This is a genomic window from Veillonella agrestimuris, from assembly GCF_943193065.1.
GTDB lineage: Bacteria > Bacillota > Negativicutes > Veillonellales > Veillonellaceae > Veillonella > Veillonella agrestimuris.
The window spans coordinates 1-19,700 of sequence record NZ_CALPCS010000004.1; the positions used below are offsets into that span (position 1 = coordinate 1).

The following is a 19,700-nucleotide window of genomic DNA, read 5'->3' on the forward strand; positions in this document are numbered from 1 at the left end:
ATGCTTATTTTTTTTGCAAAAAAATAATGTTGGTTGTGCCACCTTGATGGTGACACCCCAACATTTATTATAGAACCATTTTTTATGCATGTGGCGTATCATTATTGAAATGGTATTTCACTTTTTTATTTTGAAATACACGTATCGTGGATTTTTAAATCAAAAAAAGGGGATATGAAAAGGATGTAGAAATACATAACGCAATAAACGAAGGTGAGCTATTAACACACCGCAAGGTTTTAGGAGGTGACAATGTATGTAGATATAACATTAGACGAAATTATTGCCCACGCTTTATCTGTTCAAAGTAGTGATATTCACTTTGATCCTACACAAGATGGCGTCATTGTGCGCATACGAAAAGATGGTTTATTGCAGACGCATATGACAATCCCTAGTGAGGAAGCTGAATTACTAATTAACCGTATCAAAGTCTTTAGTGGCATGGATATTAGTGAGAAACGATTGCCCCAAGATGGACGGTGGGATTGGATGGATAAGTCACAATGTGGGACGATGCGCGTATCAAGCTTGCCCAGTCTTTATGGGGAAACCATTGTATGTCGACTCATGGGGAATGTAGGACGCCATAAAAGTTTGGAAGAGTTAGGTATGTCCAAATCATTAGCAGAGAGTCTCTCTTGTCTTTTGCAAAGGCCCTATGGACTTATTGTTGTCTGTGGTCCTACAGGAAGTGGCAAAACATCGACTTTATATTCTATGTTGCGACTCCTTAATTTAAATGAAACAAAGTTGATTTGTTTAGAAGATCCTGTAGAATCTCCTATTGAAGGCGCTATCCAAATTGGAATTAATGAGAAAATTGGTTTTACTTTTTCTAAAGGATTACGCGCCGTTTTGCGACAAGATCCAGACTCTATTATGATTGGGGAAATACGGGACAACGAAACGGCACAACTTGCTGTAAAAGCAGCTTTAACAGGACATCGAGTATTAACGACGGTACATACCAATACAGCGTTAGGTGTTATAGGCCGGCTCATCGATATGGGAGTCGAACCTTATCTTTTACGAGCCACATTGATTGGGGCGTTATCGCAACGATTAGTTCGTTGTTTAGATAAAGAGAGCGGTACTTTTAAAGGGCGAAAAGGTCTGTTTGAATATGTAGAGATACCTCCTAATGCTGTTGACTGGGACCGTGTTGAGCAATACGTACAGATTTGGTTGGAAGAATCAGCTCGATTAGCCATTGATGAAGGTCATACGACGATAGAGGAGGTGAAACGTGCAGGAATTGTTATCAATACCTGTAACGGTAGATAGGATCATTGCTAAGGCATATGAATTAGAGGCTACTGATATACATCTAGAAATGGGAAAAGACATATATATACGAGGTAAAAAAGGTCTTTTACCGCTCGGATATTATTGCGAACATCCGGTGATTGATGAGATTTTGCAGCGATGCCATGTAGTGCATCACGATTGGTACTCTGTAGATGAAGCTTTTACATCTCATGATATACGTGTCCGTACGCATTTATACAGGGCCAATCAAACCATATGTGGTACATTGCGACTCCTATGCCATAAAGATTTAAGTCTTGACAATTCTAGTGAAGGGCAGTTGATGAAAGACATTTGTCATTATAATGATGGTTTGGTTCTCATTACAGGTCCTACCGGAAGCGGTAAATCCTTTGCTTTAGCTTGTTGCTTAGAATATATTAATAGGACTATGAATAAACATATTATCACATTAGAAGATCCTGTTGAGTACACCTTTATATCACAGCAGTCCTTAATCCATCAACGCCAACTGGGGCTCGACATAAAATCTATGGCTCATGGTATTCGAGATGCTTTGCGAGAAGATCCAGATGTCATTATGGTAGGGGAATTGAGAGATCAAGAAACGTTGCAAGCCGCGTTGCATGCTGCTGAAACTGGTCATCTTGTGCTTGCTACTATGCATACACAGCGTGCTGTTATGGCTATACAGAGGATGATATCTATTTTCCCAGGAGAACAACAAGAAGAAGTGCGCAGTCAAATATCACAAGTATTGCGGGCCGTTATATGTCAACGTTTATTGCGATGGAATGACCATTTTATTACGATTCGAGATATTTTAGTGAACACACATGCAGTGGCGAATTTGATTAGAAGTAAAAAGGAAACGCAGATTATATCGCTTCAAGAAAAACAGCAGCCGATGAAGACCTTAGAAATGTCTGTGCAAACTATAAAAGAGCGCTATAGGGGTGAAACAAAACTATGTGACTTATTAGATCAACAATTAGTGTAAGTTGTAAGGAGCTATGAATGAATGCTTACGAATATACTGTATTAAACAAAGATAATGAACGTATAGATGGCATTTTGTGGGCTCAATCTGAAGAAGAGGTAAAAGTTAAATTAAAACTGGAATCTTATACGATTTGTCATATTCAACAGATGAAGGCAAAGTCCTACAAGTGGAACCACAAAGCTGTCGTTGATATATGCCAACAGTTAGGTTTACTGCTAAAATCCGGAATACCATTGCGGAGAGCACTTCTTTTGTTGTGTGAACAACAATCTTCTTTACCTTATCGGTCTATCTATGAAGGTATACAACGAGGGAGAAACCTATCCCAAGCATTACAACAATTAGGATTTCCTACTATAGGTTTAGCTTTGTTAGAATCAGGAGAATCAGCTGGTACTTTAGGCGACACATTGCAGTATATTTCAACATATTATGACAAGGAAAGACGATGGCATCAGAAAATCATTAGCGCTATTGCGTACCCATCATTTTTGCTAGTAATGATGAATCTATTTTTTCTAGTTACCATTTTATTTATCATTCCCTCTTTTAGCCGTGTATTTGCCACCATGAATGTAGAATTGCCAATGATGACACGGGGATTATTTGCATTAGGACAATCCTTAGGAGAGCATCCATTACTATATGGTGGCATACATATTGTAGGCATATGCCTTCTATTGGTTGCTTATAAGCAACAAAGTATATATATGAAGTTACATAGAGGTTTATGGAATTTGGCTCAAAACAAAACATCTGTAACGGCTTTTTATTATACTAATGTATTAGCTATATGGGCGCTTTTACTAGAATCGGGGATATCCATTATTCAAACGATTAAAATTACGAAATCAGTGTGGCCTAATGCGTATGGCCGTCGGTGTAGTGATGACGTAGTTGGGCTGCTTGAAAAAGGATATTCCTTTACGCAAAGCTTACAATCGGCTCATATTGGAAATCCCTTTATATGGCAGATGGTCAGCGTCGGCGAAGAAAGTGGTGAATTGGCGGAAATGCTTCGTCATTGTAGTAATTATTATGGCTCATTGATGGAACAATATATTACTCGCTTAGAGCGATTGATGGAGCCTCTTTTACTGTCTATTATGGGCATTGGTATAGCTATTCTTGTCGTATCTGTGATGTATCCCTTATTTACATCTATTTCTAATCTTAGTAGTCAATAAAAGGAGACCATTATGAATACTTATGTAGAATCTGGAACACAAAGGATATACAATCTTTGCAAAAAAATAGATCGAGCTTTAAAGAGACGTCGTTTAGCGAATGGAAAAGAGCAGGGCTTTACCTTAGTAGAACTTATGGTTGTAGTAGCTGTCATCGCTATTTTAGCAGCTATTGCGATGCCGCAATTTATGTCTGCTGCAGATAAAGCAAAACAGGCGAAAGAGATTGCGGATATGCAGATTATTCGCAATGCAACGCAACTATACATGATTGATAAAAGTGTAGATGCACCTCCAACGGTAGAAACACTATATAAAGAGGGGTATTTAACAGAACATGTTAAGAGCTCTAAAGGCAAAGATTATGTTATTTCTTATGAACAAGTTACAGGGAATACAGGTAAATCTGTAGTTGTTACATCTCCAGATGGAGCAAATTAAGGATTATAGAGCATGAAAGGGATCAAATGTTGTTTGCTAATCTTTGTGTGGCTTATATCTATAGGGATACCCCTTGTGATAAGGGGATATACAAACTTTGAAGTTATTTTAATTAGCTTCTTTTCGCTCATTCTCATCGCAGGTGCTACCATCGATATGCATTATTGTATATTACCCGATGAAGGAGCCATCGGACTTAGTATAGGAGGGGTTTTATATAGTACTAGTAAAGCCTATGCAGTTTTCGACACCTGCATGGTACTACTCTCTGTATTTGTCCTATGTGTAGGTTTACGATATGTAAGCAACAATGGTTTTGGCTGGGGCGATATCAAATGGCTTTGTGCGATATCGCTTTGGTTAACGCCCATACAAACGGTAGTTATGATATATGTGGCATTTATTGTAGGCACACTCTATCTCTTCTTATTGAAACTATTAAAAAAAGGAACTATATCATATCTACCATTTGGTCCCTTTTTATGTTTTGGTGCTTGGAATGGACTCCATCTGCATTATGTATGGGAGGCTCTCTATTGGAAACTCGTATTTGTAATAGGCAGTATGAATGTGGTTTTGTATTAGTTGAATGGATTATTGGTATATCCATAGTCTTATGCATCGTCCTATTAGGGGCGTCTATGATTGTTCAGGAACCATCGAGGCACGAATTGAATCGCTATACAGAAGAAGTTCTATATTCCATAAAGAAAGTGCAGCTTTGGTCTATGCTCGGTCATAGTGATGAACGAATGCGAAATAGTGAGTTTATTTTAAAGAAACATGGATACTATATCAAAGATGGACCTTCTATGAGTAAAGAAGAAGTCACGTTTCCTGATCATATTGAAAGTAGACATTTTATAAGAAGAGTATATTTTTCAGCCTATGGATTACCTTATGACAGTACAGAATTTGTATTACAAGATACGCGAACAGGTCTTAAAAATCGCATCTGGATTTCTGTTCAAACGGGTCGCATCCGGTGGGAGGCGATTTAACGATTCAGTGAAACATCGAAACTATAAAAATGGCTTTCTCTACGGGGATGCTCTCATTGCTAGTTCTATTTTACTATTACTATTGCCAGTTATATTACAGGTTTTGTCTATGTCTACTACCATGGTTGAAAGGGCTTATGAACAAGATGCTATTACGCAAGAAGTAGTAGCCTTTATAGAAGAGGGAAAAGCAGACTATGATTCGGGGCAAATGCCACAAGAAGGAATCAATACATCTAGAAAAGGAGGAACACATTTACATGTCATGTTTCATCGTATAGGAACGGTTGAAATGATTCATAGTATACCTATTTATCGATATACAGTACAAGCTAAAAAAGATGGGAAAGTAATTTATGAGTTATCGACATTTTTGGGGCCCCCTATGGAATCGGTTCATTCTGAATTATAAAAGGTGGACTCCAATGAGTTCACATGGGAAACGTGAAGCAGGGTTTATTTTGCCTTCTCTTATTATTAGTGTCATTATAGGGGCTTTTATTTTACTAGGACTCATATCGGTTATTATGAGTGGTGTCCTTTGGATTGAACGACTCGATGATAGTGTATCTATGATTGAAGATGGCAGATATACGAGACGGGCTATTGTAAGCCATATTCAGTGGAATCGGAGTGCTATATCGGTGGCTGATCATAATAAAACTGTAAAAATTAGTGATAATAAGAGGACTACCTTTCAATTAACGCGGCGTGCTTTATATAGGCGATTGACAGACGGCAGTTTGCAGCCTCTTAGTGGAAGCCGCATTATAGGAACGGAAGATAAACGGAAAGTAGATAGTGTAAATCCCTTCTTATTAGATACGAATAAGGTATTACACCTGTCTTGGACAGTGAATAATAAGTATAAGAAGGATACAGAATTTATACAAGGTTACGGAGGTATTACTAATTATGAAGTTAGTACCGCTGTATCGACGCATTATGATTGGTATAAAGAAAAAGAATTGCATTGATGGGTTCATTACATACAGTACTTTATTTGGCATGATGGTTTTGCTCGTTATGGCCCTTGCTATATTGAAAATAACGACTTTGTCAGCTAGTAATACATTAGATGAAATGAATTTATTGAAAGCTCATTATGATGCGGAACGGGGAGCTCGCTGGTTTGTAGCATATATAAAAGCGGGAGGTGTGTGGAAAGAGGGAAGCACAATGATGGTAGAACAAGATGATTTGACTACTGTATATATAAAGGAAGATCCGAAGCTATCGAATCCTAAGCACCTTATGAGTTATGGCATTCGCCAAGGCGTTACAGCTAGGATTCATATGTATATGGAAAAAGGAGAGGACCAGAAATGGCGTGTAGTAGATATAAAACCGTATTAAGGAGATATTATGGGGATTAGAACAAGAACACATACTGGGCTTTGCATTACAAAACAGCGAATTACGGCTGTTTCAGGACACATAGAAAATCAGAAGATGACTGTTACAGAAGCGGTAACATTAGATCGAAAGGGAGCTCTTCATGAAGATATAACGAGATTTCTTGAACGATATCCCATAGAGGACGGCTTTTATAGTATAGTGGCGGATATAAAGACGGAGACTACCTTAACACATTTTGAACCGAGTCAGTTTAGTGTTAAAGAATTTATTAAGTGGAATTTAGAAGATATTTTTACCTTTGAGTCCGATGAATTTGAAGTGGAAGTATGTAAACGCGAATATCCTCGGCATAATTACTATTTATTTTTAGTAGCCATTGAAAAACGAGGTTTACAGGAGATGCAAAAAGGCATTTTAGCGAATACTATGCTTATTAGTGTTATCGATTTTTGGCCGATTCCTGTAACCTATAGTTATGAAAAGAGAACTGGAACTATAACCGGTATTGTAGAAGGTACTATGATGCATATCTGGGCGTGGTGGAAAGATGTTTGTATTAAAGAATGTTTGGTTAGTTGCCATGGTGGAGATATTGCAAAGGCGATGATAGGGATGGAAGAAGAATTACGTCTATTTGGTGTAGAAGAAGTAGAAGGTGTTACATTTTATAATACAGACGGTTTAACAGAAGAACTGCGCATTGATTTGGATTCTATCGAAGGTGTTTATGGGAAGACTACCTATATGCCAATTGAGTTTATAGGAGATACGAAAAATCAATGTATCTTAGGCGAATTAGAATGGGATATGGCGCTTGGGATGACGGCACGGGGGTTACATTGGATTGGGCACGGTTGGTAAAGACGAACAAATAAATTTCATGCCTACCTATTTGCGGTGGCGCATTACATTATTAGGGAAGAAGTTTTATTTCTATATAGCCACCTCTATATGCGTCATTATTTGTGTGTATATGATCAGTCAAAGTGTTTCTGCTTATGAGTCCTATAAAGAGGGATATACAGCCTATGAGATTCTTACTCAAAATAGCGACTATAGAACGGTAGAAGTACAATATAATGCGTTGCAAGAGAAAGGGCGAAAGCTTTTACAACAGAGGATAGCTATGAATACACAACTAGTGACCATTACTTTACTTGATGGCGCTATGGTGAATAGTCAAAGTATAGGCTTGAAACAAATTACATTTACTGATGATGGATTTTCTGTAGATGGAGTCGCTTCTACAGAAGAAGCATATCAAGAATATATAAACTATGTGCGGGCTCATTTACAAGGGTGGAATTACAATGGAAAACAAGAAGTGGAAAGAGATAGTCAACATCAGTTATTCCATTTGGATGGATATAAGAAGAAGTCTGCCAATACCGATTCTATGGGCTCTTAGTCTTAGTGGTGTATGTGTTCTTTTTGTCATTATTGCTATAGGCTGTATGACTCACTATGAAGCATTATATGAGGAGATGAAAGTAAAAGAAGAAACGAAGAATATCAATTATGCAGTTCAATCGGAGTATCTCCATTCACCAGAAGCTAAATTATTAGAGTATATATATGATGAAGCTAATTGGTCGGATCAAGTTTATGGGAGCATTCGTAATTCACCTTTAGTTCTGTCCAATAGTAGTGGAACTACGGATGATCTTACTCTAACTCTTATAGGGAGTAGTGAAAGTTTTTTTACTTGGTATAATGAACTCCATGAAATGATACCTTGTCAGATTTATATTGAATCAATTGTAGTGACTGGAACGAGTATTTCTTTCCGATGTCATATTACTCCTATTACAAAAGGTATTTAAGGCTATATGTGTAACGCATGGTGCACATATAGCCTTTCTTTTTTATTTATAGTACAATAAACAATAACGTATAAAAAGGGGCCATAAGAAATGATTACAAAACGAAATATAGTTCTCATTGGTTCTATGGGTAGCGGGAAAAGCCATTTTGGTCGCAATTTAGCAGAATTAAAAGGGTGGCAGTTCGTAGATACTGATCGAGTCTTAGAAAGTCGTTTTGGGTTGTCTATTGCAGAGATTTACAAAAAGATAGGAGAAAAGGCCTTTAGACGAGCTGAACTAGATGTTTTAAAAAAGGTATGCTTATATCATGAAGCAGTTATTTCCGTAGGTGGAAACTTCCCTATTGAACATCGTACATTAAAGAGCTTAAAGCGCTTTTCCTATATTATTGGTATAAGAGCTGCACAATACCGCATTGTGAGCCGTGTCAATCGACGAGTCGGCAAGCGACCGACTATGGACTATACTAATGTCCATGCTTTTGTACATGCTATGATTCAAGCTTGGAAACCTGTATATAAACAGTGCGACTACGTCTTGGATACTACGAATGGACGTACCTATGACTTTATGGAAGCCATCGAAAAGGAATTAGAAACGTCGAATGTACAGTTTAAAGCACGAAGACAACCTAAAGAAAACTTTCAACCAATCTATGTAAAAAGAGATACATATAAGAAAAAAGCAAATTTAAGGACTAATGCATCCAAATCAAATACATCTCATTATAAGCAGTCATCTATAGTTGTATTACCGGATACAAACTATACAAAGAAGCAAGAAGGTGAACATCGATATGGAAAAAATAGCTCTTCTCACAAGCGGCGGAGACGCTCCCGGTATGAACGCAGCCATCAGAGCCGTCACAAGACTAGCCCTTCGTAAAGGCTATCAAGTATATGGTATTGAGCGCGGTTTTTTAGGTATTATCAATAGCGAAATACGTCAGTTATCACCACGTGATGTAGGCGGTATTATTACAACGGGTGGTACCATATTAAGAACGGCGCGCTTTCCCGAATTTAAAGAGCATAGGGTTCAAGAAAAGGCGTACCGTATATTACAAGAAGAAGGTATCGATCATCTTATTGTTATCGGTGGTGATGGTTCTATGGCTGGTGCAGAAGCATTAGCCGCTTTGGGGCAGTCGACGATGACTATACCTGCCACGATTGATAATGATATGAATGGTACGCAATATACAATTGGCTTTGATACAGCGTTAAATACAATTGTTGATGCGGTAGGACGCATTCGAGATACGTCAAATTCTCATGAACGGATTGCTGTAGTGGAAGTAATGGGACGTCATTCGGGCCACTTAGCAGTACAAGCAGGACTAGCTTGTGGTGCAGAAATCGTTATGATTCCTGAATATCCCGTAGATTTAGAGGGGCTATGCAAACATATTAATGAATCTCATCAAATGGGGAAAGAATATAGTGTTATTCTCGTTGCAGAAGGCCAATTAGGGGGAGCTGCAGTGAAAGCATATATCAAAGAACATACGTATTTCGACCCTAGCTTGACGGTATTAGGATATTTGCAAAGAGGTGGATCTCCATCTGCTTTTGATGGTTTGTTAGCGGCCCGTATGAGTCAGGTTGCATTGCAACTTATCGAATCTGGAGAGAAGAATCAAATTACTGGTTATATTGACGGTGCAATTCGTGGTATTCCCTATGAAGACACAGCGCGGTATAGATTTCCATTAGAAGAAGAGGCGTATCAGCTCATCTCTATCTTAAGTAGATAAATGATTACTTATAGTGCTCTATGTTATTAGATTTGTTGATGTCATAGATACTATATAGTGATAAAACATGCCCATAGAGTTCAAGATCTATGGGTATTGCGTTTAGATTGTATAAATTTTAATTTTAAGATACAATATGTACGGGTAGTACTCACACTACTCTAAGAATGAATGCATAAGGAGTATATATGAAAGAGTTGTTTCAAAAGCACCGCAAACGAATTGTTGGTGTTGCTGTCGCTATTTGCTTACTAGGGGGCGGCACGTATTATTACATGAACACTGATAATAGTGCACAAACACAACAAAAATATACCACTGGTAAAGTAGAACGAGGCGATGTTAAAACGAGTATAAGCTCTACAGGTACGATTAATCCTGTTAACTATGTCGATGTTTCTACCAATGTAGCCGGTAAATTAGAAGAAGTATTAGTGAAAGAGAATGAACAAGTTACAGCAGGACAAGTTATAGCTTATATTGATACTCGTCAATTACAGGCGCAAGTAGATGATGCGAAAGCTGCTTTAGATAAAGCGCAATTAGATATGAATCGTTATAAAGCTTTAATCGATCAAAATGCAGTAGCTCAACAAACGTATGACGATGCTGTTACGTCTTATGAGCGTGCCTTATCTACGTATCAACGTGTATCTGCAGATTTAAGCGACGCTACTATTACAGCACCTATGACTGGTACGGTTATTGGGGAACCTCTTAAAGCAGGCCAAACGATTAGTACTGGTATTTCTACGCAAATGATCATTGCTACCATTGCAGACTTATCGAATCTTGAAATTTATCTCACCGTAGATGAAACAGATATTGGCAATGTTAAAACTGGTTCTCGCGTAGAATTTACTGTTGACTCTAAACCAGGAGAAACTTTCACAGGCTATGTGTCTGAAATTTCCAAAGGTTCTAAAGGTAATATGGGGACTACTAGCTCTAGTGTAGTGTATTATACTGTAAAAGTAGCAATCCCATCTGATATTTCTAATAATTTCTTACCCACAATGACGGCGCGTGCTACTATTTTTGGGGAAGATATTAAAAATACATTAGTCGTACCATTAACAGCGGTACGAACAGATAAGCAAGGCGAGTATGTATATGTCATGAAAGATGGACAACCAGTGCGTACTGCTGTTTCTACAGGTGTAACAGGCGACAGTAATGTACAGATTTTGAACGGGTTGTCTGAAGGTGACGAAATTATCGTTAGTGGCGATATTAATGGTCCTAAAAACAATACTCGTAGCCCATTTTAAGGGTAGGTGACATATGAATCATTCTGTTATTGATATACAAGGAATTACGAGAACCTATGTAAATGGGAAATTGTCTGTTCCTGTATTACATGGTATCGATTTACAGGTGCATAAAGGGGACTTCGTATCCATCATGGGGCCTTCTGGTTCTGGTAAATCTACCTTTATGAACATTTTAGGTTGTTTGGACCGGCCAACGACTGGTTCCTATAAATTAAATGGCAACGAAGTAGCTACACTTACGGATGATGAATTGGCTTATGTAAGAAATAAGGAAATTGGCTTTGTATTCCAAAGTTTTAACTTGCTCACTAAGTTAACGGCTTTAGAAAACGTGGCGCTCCCGATGATTTATGCTGGCGTTGATAAAAAGACTCGAAACGAGCGGGCTGCAGCTTTGCTTTCATCCGTTGGATTAGGAGAGCGGATGGACCATTTGCCAGCTGAATTGTCTGGTGGTCAACGACAACGTGTAGCCATTGCTCGCGCGTTAGCCAATGATCCAGCCATCATCATGGCCGATGAACCAACAGGGAATCTAGATTCTAAGTCGACTATCGATGTAATGAATATTTTCCGTAGCCTCTATGACCAAGGGCGTACGATTATCCTCGTTACTCATGAACCAGAAATTGCAACTTATGCGAGCCGCAACGTCGTTCTTAGAGATGGTTATATTGTAGAAGACAAAGCTAATCTAAATATGACGCCTGTGCAGGAGGTGGAACATGTATAAAGAGAGTTTCTTGATGGCTTGGGCATCGCTCGTTGCTAATAAACTTCGTTCCATTTTGACTATGCTTGGCATTATCATTGGGGTTGCTGCTGTTATTGCCCTCGTATCCATTGGTAATGGCGTAAAGAAGGATATACAAGATTCCATTTCTAGCTTAGGTTCTAATCTATTAATGGTTATGCCTGGTGCTCCTCGGACTCCCGGTGTAAGACCTACTGCAGGATCTCATAAATCATTGAAAGTAGCTGACTATGAAGCTATTGCAAAGTTAGATGGGGTTAAAGCAGCCAGTCCGTATACAGCGGGCTCTTACGTAACTATTTACCAAAGTAAAAACTGGACTACTAGCGTAAGTGGTGTAAATTATAACTTCCAAGATGTAAATAACTGGACTATGGCAGAAGGGCGCTTTATTTCTGAAAAGAACATTAAAAACAGAGAGCGCGTCGCTGTAGTAGGACAGACGGTAGTTAAAAACCTCTTTGCTGGAGAAGATCCAGTAGGTAAAGAAATTCGCGTCAAAAATATTCCTTTCCGTGTCATTGGGGTCCTCAATAGTAAAGGTAATGGCGCGATGGGGAATGACCAAGACGACGCAATTTTCATCCCTTATACAACGGCTATGGAACGGGTAGAAGGGGTAGATTACTTGCGCATGGTCTATGTCGTTTCGGAAGATGAAAGCGGTATTGATCGATTGCAATCAGATATAGAAAACTTATTGCGCGTTCGCCATAGCATTAAAGATCCAGAACTAGATGATTTTAATATTCAAAATATGAAATCAATTATGGAAACAATGGAACAAACGACGGGAACCTTGACATTGTTCTTAGGTGCTGTTGCAGCTATTTCTCTCGTTGTAGGGGGTATTGGTATTATGAATATCATGCTCGTTTCTGTAACAGAGAGAACACGAGAAATTGGTATTCGAAAGGCTTTAGGGGCTACTTACAATGTCATTGTTACGCAATTCCTCATCGAAGCTGTCGTTATCAGTCTCATGGGGGGGCTTATAGGGATTGCTCTTGGCATTGGGGCGTCCTATTTGATTGGCAGTGTATCCGGTATGAGCACACTCGTATCGATACCGACGGTAATTATGTCCTTTGCATTCTCCATGGGTATCGGCCTTCTCTTTGGTATTTATCCAGCTCGAAAAGCGGCGAAACTCAACCCAATTGATGCATTACATTATGAATAAAAGAACATAGAATTATATATTCGCATATGATGCGTTGCATGATACAATGACTATGTATGATGTAACGCATTATTTGCATTAGTGAGGGCTATTATGGCAACTACATTATTAGAATATTTTAATGAATTACGAACATTAAATCCTTTTGCTTGGGTAAAAGATTCGGAAGTGACTTTTGTAGACCCAGGTCATGCAGAAATGATATTACAAACTAATGAGCAAGAGTATTGTAATTTTCGTGGCGATCTTCATGGTGCTGTATGCATTGGCTTTGCTGATAGTCTCATGGGAACAGCTTGCTTTACTTTAGGCAAATCTGTAAGCACCATTGATATTAATGGCAATTATTTGAAAGTCGTCAAAGGAGGCACTCAATTACGAGGTGTTGCTAAGGTTGAACATAATGGGAAATCAACAATGGTAGCTACTGCTCGTATTTATAATGAATTAGGAGAGCTTGTTCATTTAGCGAGAGGTACATTTTTCGTATTAGAAGCGAAACCGTTGCCTGATTTGCCGTGGCGATTCGTTGAAGAGGATGACCCAAATTTGATATAATGAAATTTGAATTTTGTAAATTAGGAGGATCGCTGTATGGAACAAGAATTGCAACGCCTAAAGGAAATAGCCTTATCTGCTATTCAATCGGCTACTAATATACAAGCGTTGGAAGATGTACGCGTAAAATATTTAGGTAAAAAGGGGGAAGTGACGGCTTTATTAAAAGGGCTTGGTAAATTATCTCCTGAAGAGCGCCCTAAAATGGGGGCTCTTGTTAATGATGTACGCCAAGCCTTAGAAGCCTCTCTCGATTCATTAAAAGCTACTATGGAGGCTGCTGCATTGCAGGCTCGATTAGAAGAAGAGAAAATCGATATTACATTGCCTGGAAGAGCACCAAAAACAGGGCATATTCATCCTCTTACCACTGTAAATGAAATGATTGAGGACTTCTTTATGAAAATGGGTTATACCATTGAAGAAGGTCCAGAAGTGGAACAAGATTATTATAATTTCGAGTGTCTTAACTTGCCTAAAGATCACCCTGCTCGAGATATGCAGGACTCCTTTTATATTACGGAAAATATCTTACTTAGAACCCATACATCCCCTGTGCAAGCTCGTACTATGCAGCGTCATGAGCCAAATAGCCCAATCCGTATGATTGCGCCTGGTAAAGTATATCGTTGGGATTACGATGCCACTCATTCTCCTGTATTTCATCAAGTAGAAGGACTCATCATTGATGAACATATTACATTTGCCGATTTAAAAGGGACTATTGAAACATTTTTACGTCATATGTTCGGAGATGACACCAAAGTTCGTTTCCGTACAAGTTTCTTCCCATTTACAGAGCCATCTGCAGAAGTAGATATTTCTTGTGTTATGTGTGGCGGCGAAGGCTGCCGAGTGTGTTCTCATACAGGATGGCTTGAAATTTTAGGATGCGGCATGGTTCATCCGAAAGTGCTTGAACTGAATGGCTATGACCCAGCTAAGGTGAAAGGCTTCGCCTTTGGTATGGGGGTAGAACGAATTGCTATGCTTCTCTATGGTATTGGTGATTTACGTCTATTTTTTGAAGATGATGTACGTTTCTTGGAGCAGTTTTAGGAGGTAGTCATGAAAGCAAGCTTACAATGGATGAATGAATATGTACCTCTTGACTTAACTGCTAATCCACAAGAATTAGCGGATCAATTAACACAAGCAGGTATTCCTGTAGAAGATGTGATTTCTATGGATCCAGGGTTGAAAAAGATTTATACAGGAAAAATCATTGATATTACAAAACACCCGGATGCTGATAAATTACAAGTGTGCCAAGTACAATGTATTGATGATGGCGAAGAAGTGGTAAAACAAATTGTTACTGCCGCCACAAATGTAGCGGTAGGCCAAATTGTGCCTGTAGCGTATCATAAATCGAGATTGGCAGACGGCACAGAAATTAAAAAAGGTAAATTGCGTGGTGTCACTTCTGAAGGTATGTTCTGCTCCGTTGCAGAATTTGGCATTTCCTCTGATTTAGTACGCCCAGAAGAAGCACAAGGCATTTATATTTTCCCTGAAAATACGCCAATTGGCTTAGATATTAAAGAAGTGCTCATGCTCGATGATACAGTGTATGAATTTGAATTGACTGCTAATCGGGCGGACTGTTTCTCTATGGTAGGCTTATCTCGTGAATTTGCCATTATGACTGGTAAATCTGCATTGTTCCCAGTGATTATGGTTAATGAAACAGGTGAAAGCATCGATGGTAGAGCTAGCGTATCTATTGAAGCAGAAGATTTGTGTAGCCGCTTTACATCTCGTTTGATTACTAATGTAACCATTGAGCCATCTCCATTATGGATGCAAAATCGTTTGCGCAATAGCGGCATTCGCCCTATCAATAATGTAGTCGACGTAACGAATTACGTGATGCTTGAATTAGGTCAACCGATGCATGCGTACGATTATGATCATGTAAAAGGTCATCAGCTTATTGCTCGCCGTGCAAAAGCAGGGGAAACTTTAATAACATTAGATAATAATGAACGTAAATTGGATGAATCTATGCTCATTATTGCTGATGCAGAAGGACCTATTGGGGTAGCCGGTGTCATGGGCGGTCTTCATAGTGAAGTGACAGATACGACTACTAATGTATTATTAGAAGCAGCTGTATTTAATGGTCCATCTATCCGTAGAACATCGAAAGCATTAGGTCTTCGTTCTGAAGCGTCTGGTCGCTTTGAACGGGGAATCAATCACAAATACACGGCTTACGCTATCGATCGGGCTGCACAATTGTTGCAACAAATCTGTCCAACTTGTAAAGTAGAAGTCGGTGTTATAGATGTATACCCTACACCAGTAGAACAACGAACTGTAATGTTCACAGTGGAGCAAGTTAATGATTACTTAGGCACATCTATTGCAAAAGACAAGATGGTGTCTATTTTGACGCAGTTAGGTTTTGAATTAACTGAGTCTGGTAAATCTATAGAAGCCCTTGTTCCGACTTGGCGCGATGATGTTACAGATATGCCTGATATTGCAGAGGAAGTGGCGCGTATCTTTGGTTATGATCATATTGAAGCCACTATTCCGAATGCAGTTCTTTCTTCTGGTGGTATGACACCGAAAAAAGCATTAACTAAAAAAGTAACTCATTATTTAGCGAGTGTAGGACTTAGTCAAATCATTACATTTAGCTTTATGCATAAAGATGGGTTAACGAATATGATGCTTTCTGAAGGTGATAGTCGTTATACGGCTATACCAATTTTAAATCCTATTTCTGAAGAGTTCCCTTATATGAGAACTACCTTAGTGCCTGCTGTGATAGAAACAGCTTTGCGCAATATAGCGCAGCAAAATAGAGATTTATGGTTGTTTGAAACGGCTAATGTATATGAGCCTAAGTCTTTACCATTAACAGAGGTACCTCATGAACGACCAATGGCTTGTGGCATTATGATGGGGAAAACGACAGCGGCAAGCTGGAATGAAGTGCAACGAGATACAGATTTCTATGATGTAAAAGGCATTGTAGATGGCTTGTTAGCTACATTGAAAGTGTCTAATTACGATATAGCACCATCTCATGAAACTTATTTCCATCCAGGCGTAAGCGCTACTTATACAGTAGAAGGTAAAACAATTGCTAACTTTGGTGAATTACATCCACAAGTGGCTAAAAACTTTGGCCTTTCTGGTAAAGTATATATGTTTGAAATTGATCTAGAAGTAATTCTAGGGCTTGCTTTTGTACCGTTCAAATATAAGCCATTTAGTAAATTCCCAGGCACAAGCAGAGATTTAGCTATTGTTGCGCCTAATACGGTATCGAGTGGTGATATTATGAAGCTCATTAACGAACAAGGTGGAAAATACTTGCACGGTGTTTCTATTTTTGACGTTTATGAAGGGGAACATATCGAAGCGGGTTATCGCAGTTTAGCTTATAATCTACAATTCCGATCTATGGAAGGCACATTGAATGATGAAGAAATTGATGGAGCCATTGAAAACATCGTTTCTGCATTGCATGCTCAAAATTGCAAATTGCGTTAATAGCCTAATAAAAGGGTTTACCAAAAGGTAAGCCCTTTTATGTCTATCTGTTTCCTTGTAGTATAATAAAGGTATAGATTTACATTAATGTAATAGAGGATAACTATGGAATTATTAGCTCCAGCGGGAACGATGGAAAATTTTATGGCTGCCTTAGAATCGGGAGCCGATGCCATTTATTTGGGTGGAAAAGGGTTTAATGCTAGAGCTCATGCGGCAAATTTTAATATAGATGAACTTCGTGAAGCTATTCGATTGGCCCATATATTAGGCGTATCTGTGTATGTGACGGTCAACATATTAATTGGTGATAGCGAATTAGATGCCTTAGAGGCATATTTAAAAGAGCTCGAATCTATCGGTGTTGATGCTATCATCGTGCAAGATTTAGCCGTAGCTGCTATTGCTAGACGAGTGGCGCCGAATTTACATCTTCATGGTAGTACTCAAATGACGGCAGCCACCTTAGATGCCGTTCGTTTTTATGAAAGTCTAGGCTTTACGAGAGTTGTATTGGCTAGGGAATTAAGTTTAAAAGAAATAGAGCATATTTGCGCTAACTGTAAAGCAGAAATTGAAGTTTTTGTGCACGGTGCACTTTGTGTATGTTATTCTGGTCAATGTTTGATGAGTTCTTTCATAGGTGGGCGTAGCGGTAATCGCGGATCATGTGCACAACCGTGTCGCCTTCCTTACGAGTTATTAGATTCTAAGGGACGTAGTGTTTTACCTAAACATGAAGCTTATATTTTAAGTCCTAAAGATTTGAATTATAGTGAATCTATCATTGAGTTAGTTCGTGCTGGAGTGACATCTTTCAAAGTGGAAGGGCGCATGAAAAAGGTTTCCTATGTACGTCAAGTTATTGGCACATATAGGAGTATATTAGATACGGCTATCGTTGATGATACAAAAAAACAGGCTTTAGCAGCTGGATTTAATCGAGGATTTTCTAGTGCTTATTTAGATGATTCTGTAGGTCGCCATATGATGACGATTGTAGCTCCTAATCATCAAGGTAAACCTATTGGTAAAGCATATGCGAAAAAGGATGAAGTCTATTTAGAATTAACAGAATCTATTGAGTTAGGATCGCTCGTTAAGATTTTGCAGAAAAATGGAAATGTCACGTACTACACTGTGGATGCAGATTGGACTGCAGTAAACTCCTTGCTATATAAAGGAAAACCAGAAGAAAGCTTTGCTGAGGGCCCTTTATATTTAGCGTCTACACCAAAGGATAGCAAGCAAAGAGGGTTGCAAGAATTTCAACGGAAACATAGTGTGTCTATGTTCTTAGGGCTAGGAGAGAAAGACGGTAAAGTTGTGACAGAACTAACAGCTTTGTTAGAAGACGGTTTATCTGTAACTGTATATAATGATTACGAACCTACTTTAGCTCGAACAACACCGACGACTATAGAGAAAGTACAAGAACAACTGGGACGTTTAGGAAATACATTATTTACCTTATCCTATGTAGATATACCAGCAGGGGCCTATATGTGGCCAGCTAGTGTATTAAATGCATTACGTAGAGATGCCATAGAGGCGTTAGAACGAGAGCTTATTTCGAATCACCTAGCGCATTGGCGTGCCCTCAATGTAAAAGGAGAATCATCTTATGCATTTGTTGCTAAGGACGTGCTTCTCTGTGATGAACTTCCCATCATATCTGTTCGTGTTGATGAATTAGAAGGCGTGAACGCGGCTATTCAGGGGGGAGCAAAGAAGGTAATTTTCGGAGGCGATCGATTGCGTCGAATTCCTTATGATCACAGTATGTATGAAGAAGTTGTTGCACTTTGTAAAGACGCAGGTGTTATCATTTCTTTTGCAACACCGAGGGTCATTAAAGATGATGAAGTGGATGCCTATATGGCTACATTGCAGGCGATGATAGAAGCAAAGCCAAGTAGCATTTCTATTCACATACCTCAAGCTCTATTATGGCTTCATGAATTAGGCTATACAGGACCGATTGAAGCAGATACAGGTCTTAATATTTTTAATTCCTTAACAGCACAATTTTGGGAAAATATGGGTATGAGTAGCATCCATCCATCTCAGGAATTGACATTGCAACAAATGGCGAAGCTCAAGAAATTTACGTCGATACCTTTAGAAGCAATGGTCCATGGCTATACAGAGATGATGATTTCTGAATATTGTGTCATTGCTAGCTTTGTTGGATCTGGCACAAAAGAACATTGTTCTATGCCTTGTATGAAGGAGCAGTATTTCTTAAAAGATAGAAAAGGCGAAGTATTTCCATTACAAACGGATCCATACTGCCGTATGCACATCATGAATAGTCATGAAATGGATATGCGTGCCTATGTGCCAAGGCTCGTAGATAAAGGGATTTCTATTTTGCGCATCGATGGACGTCAAATGGACTTTCATAGATTGAAAGCCATTGTATCTGACTATGTAGCTATTGTAGAAGGCAAGAAAGCAGCGTCTTTAAAAGAGCTACAACAACATGAACAGCCTATTACACGGGGCCATTATTTTAGAGGTATTTTATAAGGGCCATTGTATAACTCATTGATAACATATGAATGAATATAGTA

The 19,700-nt window shown here is 38.8% G+C and carries 21 protein-coding genes; all 21 read left to right on the plus strand.

The annotated features are described in order from the left end of the window. The first annotated feature begins 252 nt into the window (after positions 1–252). The 21 genes from NFR29_RS02605 to NFR29_RS02705 all read left to right on the plus strand — a co-directional run bounded on the left by NFR29_RS02605 (position 253) and on the right by NFR29_RS02705 (position 19,656). A complete protein-coding gene (locus NFR29_RS02605) occupies positions 253–1,287 on the plus strand; it encodes a GspE/PulE family protein (RefSeq protein WP_251422813.1) in 1,035 nt (344 codons plus the stop codon). Further along, on the plus strand, positions 1,250–2,272 hold the full coding sequence (locus NFR29_RS02610) for a type IV pilus twitching motility protein PilT (RefSeq protein ID WP_251422816.1): 1,023 nt from the start codon (positions 1,250–1,252) through the stop codon (positions 2,270–2,272). The genes NFR29_RS02605 and NFR29_RS02610 overlap by 38 nt, the downstream gene beginning before the upstream one ends. A gap of 17 nt (positions 2,273–2,289) precedes the next feature. Then, positions 2,290–3,462, plus strand: coding sequence for a type II secretion system F family protein (locus tag NFR29_RS02615; protein ID WP_251422820.1), 1,173 nt, complete (start codon positions 2,290–2,292; stop codon positions 3,460–3,462). Between the two features lie 12 nt (positions 3,463–3,474). Further along, positions 3,475–3,903, plus strand: a complete 429-nt coding sequence (locus tag NFR29_RS02620) for a prepilin-type N-terminal cleavage/methylation domain-containing protein (protein WP_251422823.1) — start codon at positions 3,475–3,477, stop codon at positions 3,901–3,903. Positions 3,904–3,915: 12 nt separating this feature from the next. Further along, complete coding sequence (locus NFR29_RS02625) at positions 3,916–4,488, plus strand: prepilin peptidase (protein ID WP_277612497.1); 573 nt, start codon at positions 3,916–3,918, stop codon at positions 4,486–4,488. After that, a complete protein-coding gene (locus NFR29_RS02630; protein WP_251422825.1) occupies positions 4,386–4,904 on the plus strand; it encodes a hypothetical protein in 519 nt (172 codons plus the stop codon). Before NFR29_RS02625 ends, NFR29_RS02630 begins: the two co-directional genes overlap by 103 nt. A gap of 7 nt (positions 4,905–4,911) precedes the next feature. Then, positions 4,912–5,316 (plus strand): hypothetical protein, encoded by a 405-nt coding sequence (locus tag NFR29_RS02635; protein ID WP_251422827.1) that lies wholly within the window; start codon positions 4,912–4,914, stop codon positions 5,314–5,316. A 13-nt stretch (positions 5,317–5,329) separates the two neighbouring features. Continuing rightward, the gene (locus tag NFR29_RS02640; RefSeq protein WP_251422829.1) at positions 5,330–5,881 is read left to right on the plus strand and encodes a hypothetical protein; all 552 of its coding nucleotides are present in this window, start codon (positions 5,330–5,332) and stop codon (positions 5,879–5,881) included. Then, on the plus strand, positions 5,820–6,260 hold the full coding sequence (locus tag NFR29_RS02645; protein WP_251422832.1) for a hypothetical protein: 441 nt from the start codon (positions 5,820–5,822) through the stop codon (positions 6,258–6,260). Before NFR29_RS02640 ends, NFR29_RS02645 begins: the two co-directional genes overlap by 62 nt. A gap of 9 nt (positions 6,261–6,269) precedes the next feature. Beyond that, positions 6,270–7,124 (plus strand): hypothetical protein, encoded by an 855-nt coding sequence (locus tag NFR29_RS02650; RefSeq protein ID WP_251422835.1) that lies wholly within the window; start codon positions 6,270–6,272, stop codon positions 7,122–7,124. 112 nt (positions 7,125–7,236) lie between these two features. Beyond that, on the plus strand, positions 7,237–7,671 hold the full coding sequence (locus tag NFR29_RS02655) for a hypothetical protein (RefSeq protein WP_251422838.1): 435 nt from the start codon (positions 7,237–7,239) through the stop codon (positions 7,669–7,671). 46 nt (positions 7,672–7,717) lie between these two features. Further along, positions 7,718–8,086: a hypothetical protein gene (locus NFR29_RS02660; RefSeq protein WP_251422841.1), complete on the plus strand. Its 369-nt coding sequence runs from the start codon at positions 7,718–7,720 to the stop codon at positions 8,084–8,086. 90 nt (positions 8,087–8,176) lie between these two features. After that, on the plus strand, positions 8,177–8,974 hold the full coding sequence (locus tag NFR29_RS02665) for a shikimate kinase (protein ID WP_251422844.1): 798 nt from the start codon (positions 8,177–8,179) through the stop codon (positions 8,972–8,974). Beyond that, positions 8,931–9,845, plus strand: coding sequence for an ATP-dependent 6-phosphofructokinase (locus NFR29_RS02670; RefSeq protein ID WP_251422847.1), 915 nt, complete (start codon positions 8,931–8,933; stop codon positions 9,843–9,845). The genes NFR29_RS02665 and NFR29_RS02670 overlap by 44 nt, the downstream gene beginning before the upstream one ends. Before the next feature lie 188 nt (positions 9,846–10,033). Further along, complete coding sequence (locus NFR29_RS02675; RefSeq protein ID WP_251422849.1) at positions 10,034–11,116, plus strand: efflux RND transporter periplasmic adaptor subunit; 1,083 nt, start codon at positions 10,034–10,036, stop codon at positions 11,114–11,116. A 13-nt stretch (positions 11,117–11,129) separates the two neighbouring features. Next, the gene (locus NFR29_RS02680) at positions 11,130–11,852 is read left to right on the plus strand and encodes an ABC transporter ATP-binding protein (RefSeq protein WP_251422852.1); all 723 of its coding nucleotides are present in this window, start codon (positions 11,130–11,132) and stop codon (positions 11,850–11,852) included. Further along, on the plus strand, positions 11,845–13,056 hold the full coding sequence (locus NFR29_RS02685; RefSeq protein WP_251422855.1) for an ABC transporter permease: 1,212 nt from the start codon (positions 11,845–11,847) through the stop codon (positions 13,054–13,056). Before NFR29_RS02680 ends, NFR29_RS02685 begins: the two co-directional genes overlap by 8 nt. Positions 13,057–13,149: 93 nt before the next feature. Next, positions 13,150–13,614, plus strand: coding sequence for a PaaI family thioesterase (locus tag NFR29_RS02690; protein ID WP_251422858.1), 465 nt, complete (start codon positions 13,150–13,152; stop codon positions 13,612–13,614). Positions 13,615–13,650: 36 nt separating this feature from the next. After that, positions 13,651–14,673, plus strand: coding sequence for a phenylalanine--tRNA ligase subunit alpha (pheS, locus tag NFR29_RS02695; protein ID WP_251422861.1), 1,023 nt, complete (start codon positions 13,651–13,653; stop codon positions 14,671–14,673). A 9-nt stretch (positions 14,674–14,682) separates the two neighbouring features. Continuing rightward, the gene (gene pheT, locus NFR29_RS02700; RefSeq protein WP_251422865.1) at positions 14,683–17,124 is read left to right on the plus strand and encodes a phenylalanine--tRNA ligase subunit beta; all 2,442 of its coding nucleotides are present in this window, start codon (positions 14,683–14,685) and stop codon (positions 17,122–17,124) included. Positions 17,125–17,229: 105 nt separating this feature from the next. Beyond that, positions 17,230–19,656 carry a U32 family peptidase gene (locus NFR29_RS02705; RefSeq protein WP_251422868.1) on the plus strand — a complete coding sequence of 809 codons (2,427 nt, stop codon included), beginning with the start codon at positions 17,230–17,232 and terminating at the stop codon, positions 19,654–19,656. The last annotated feature ends 44 nt before the right edge of the window (positions 19,657–19,700 follow it).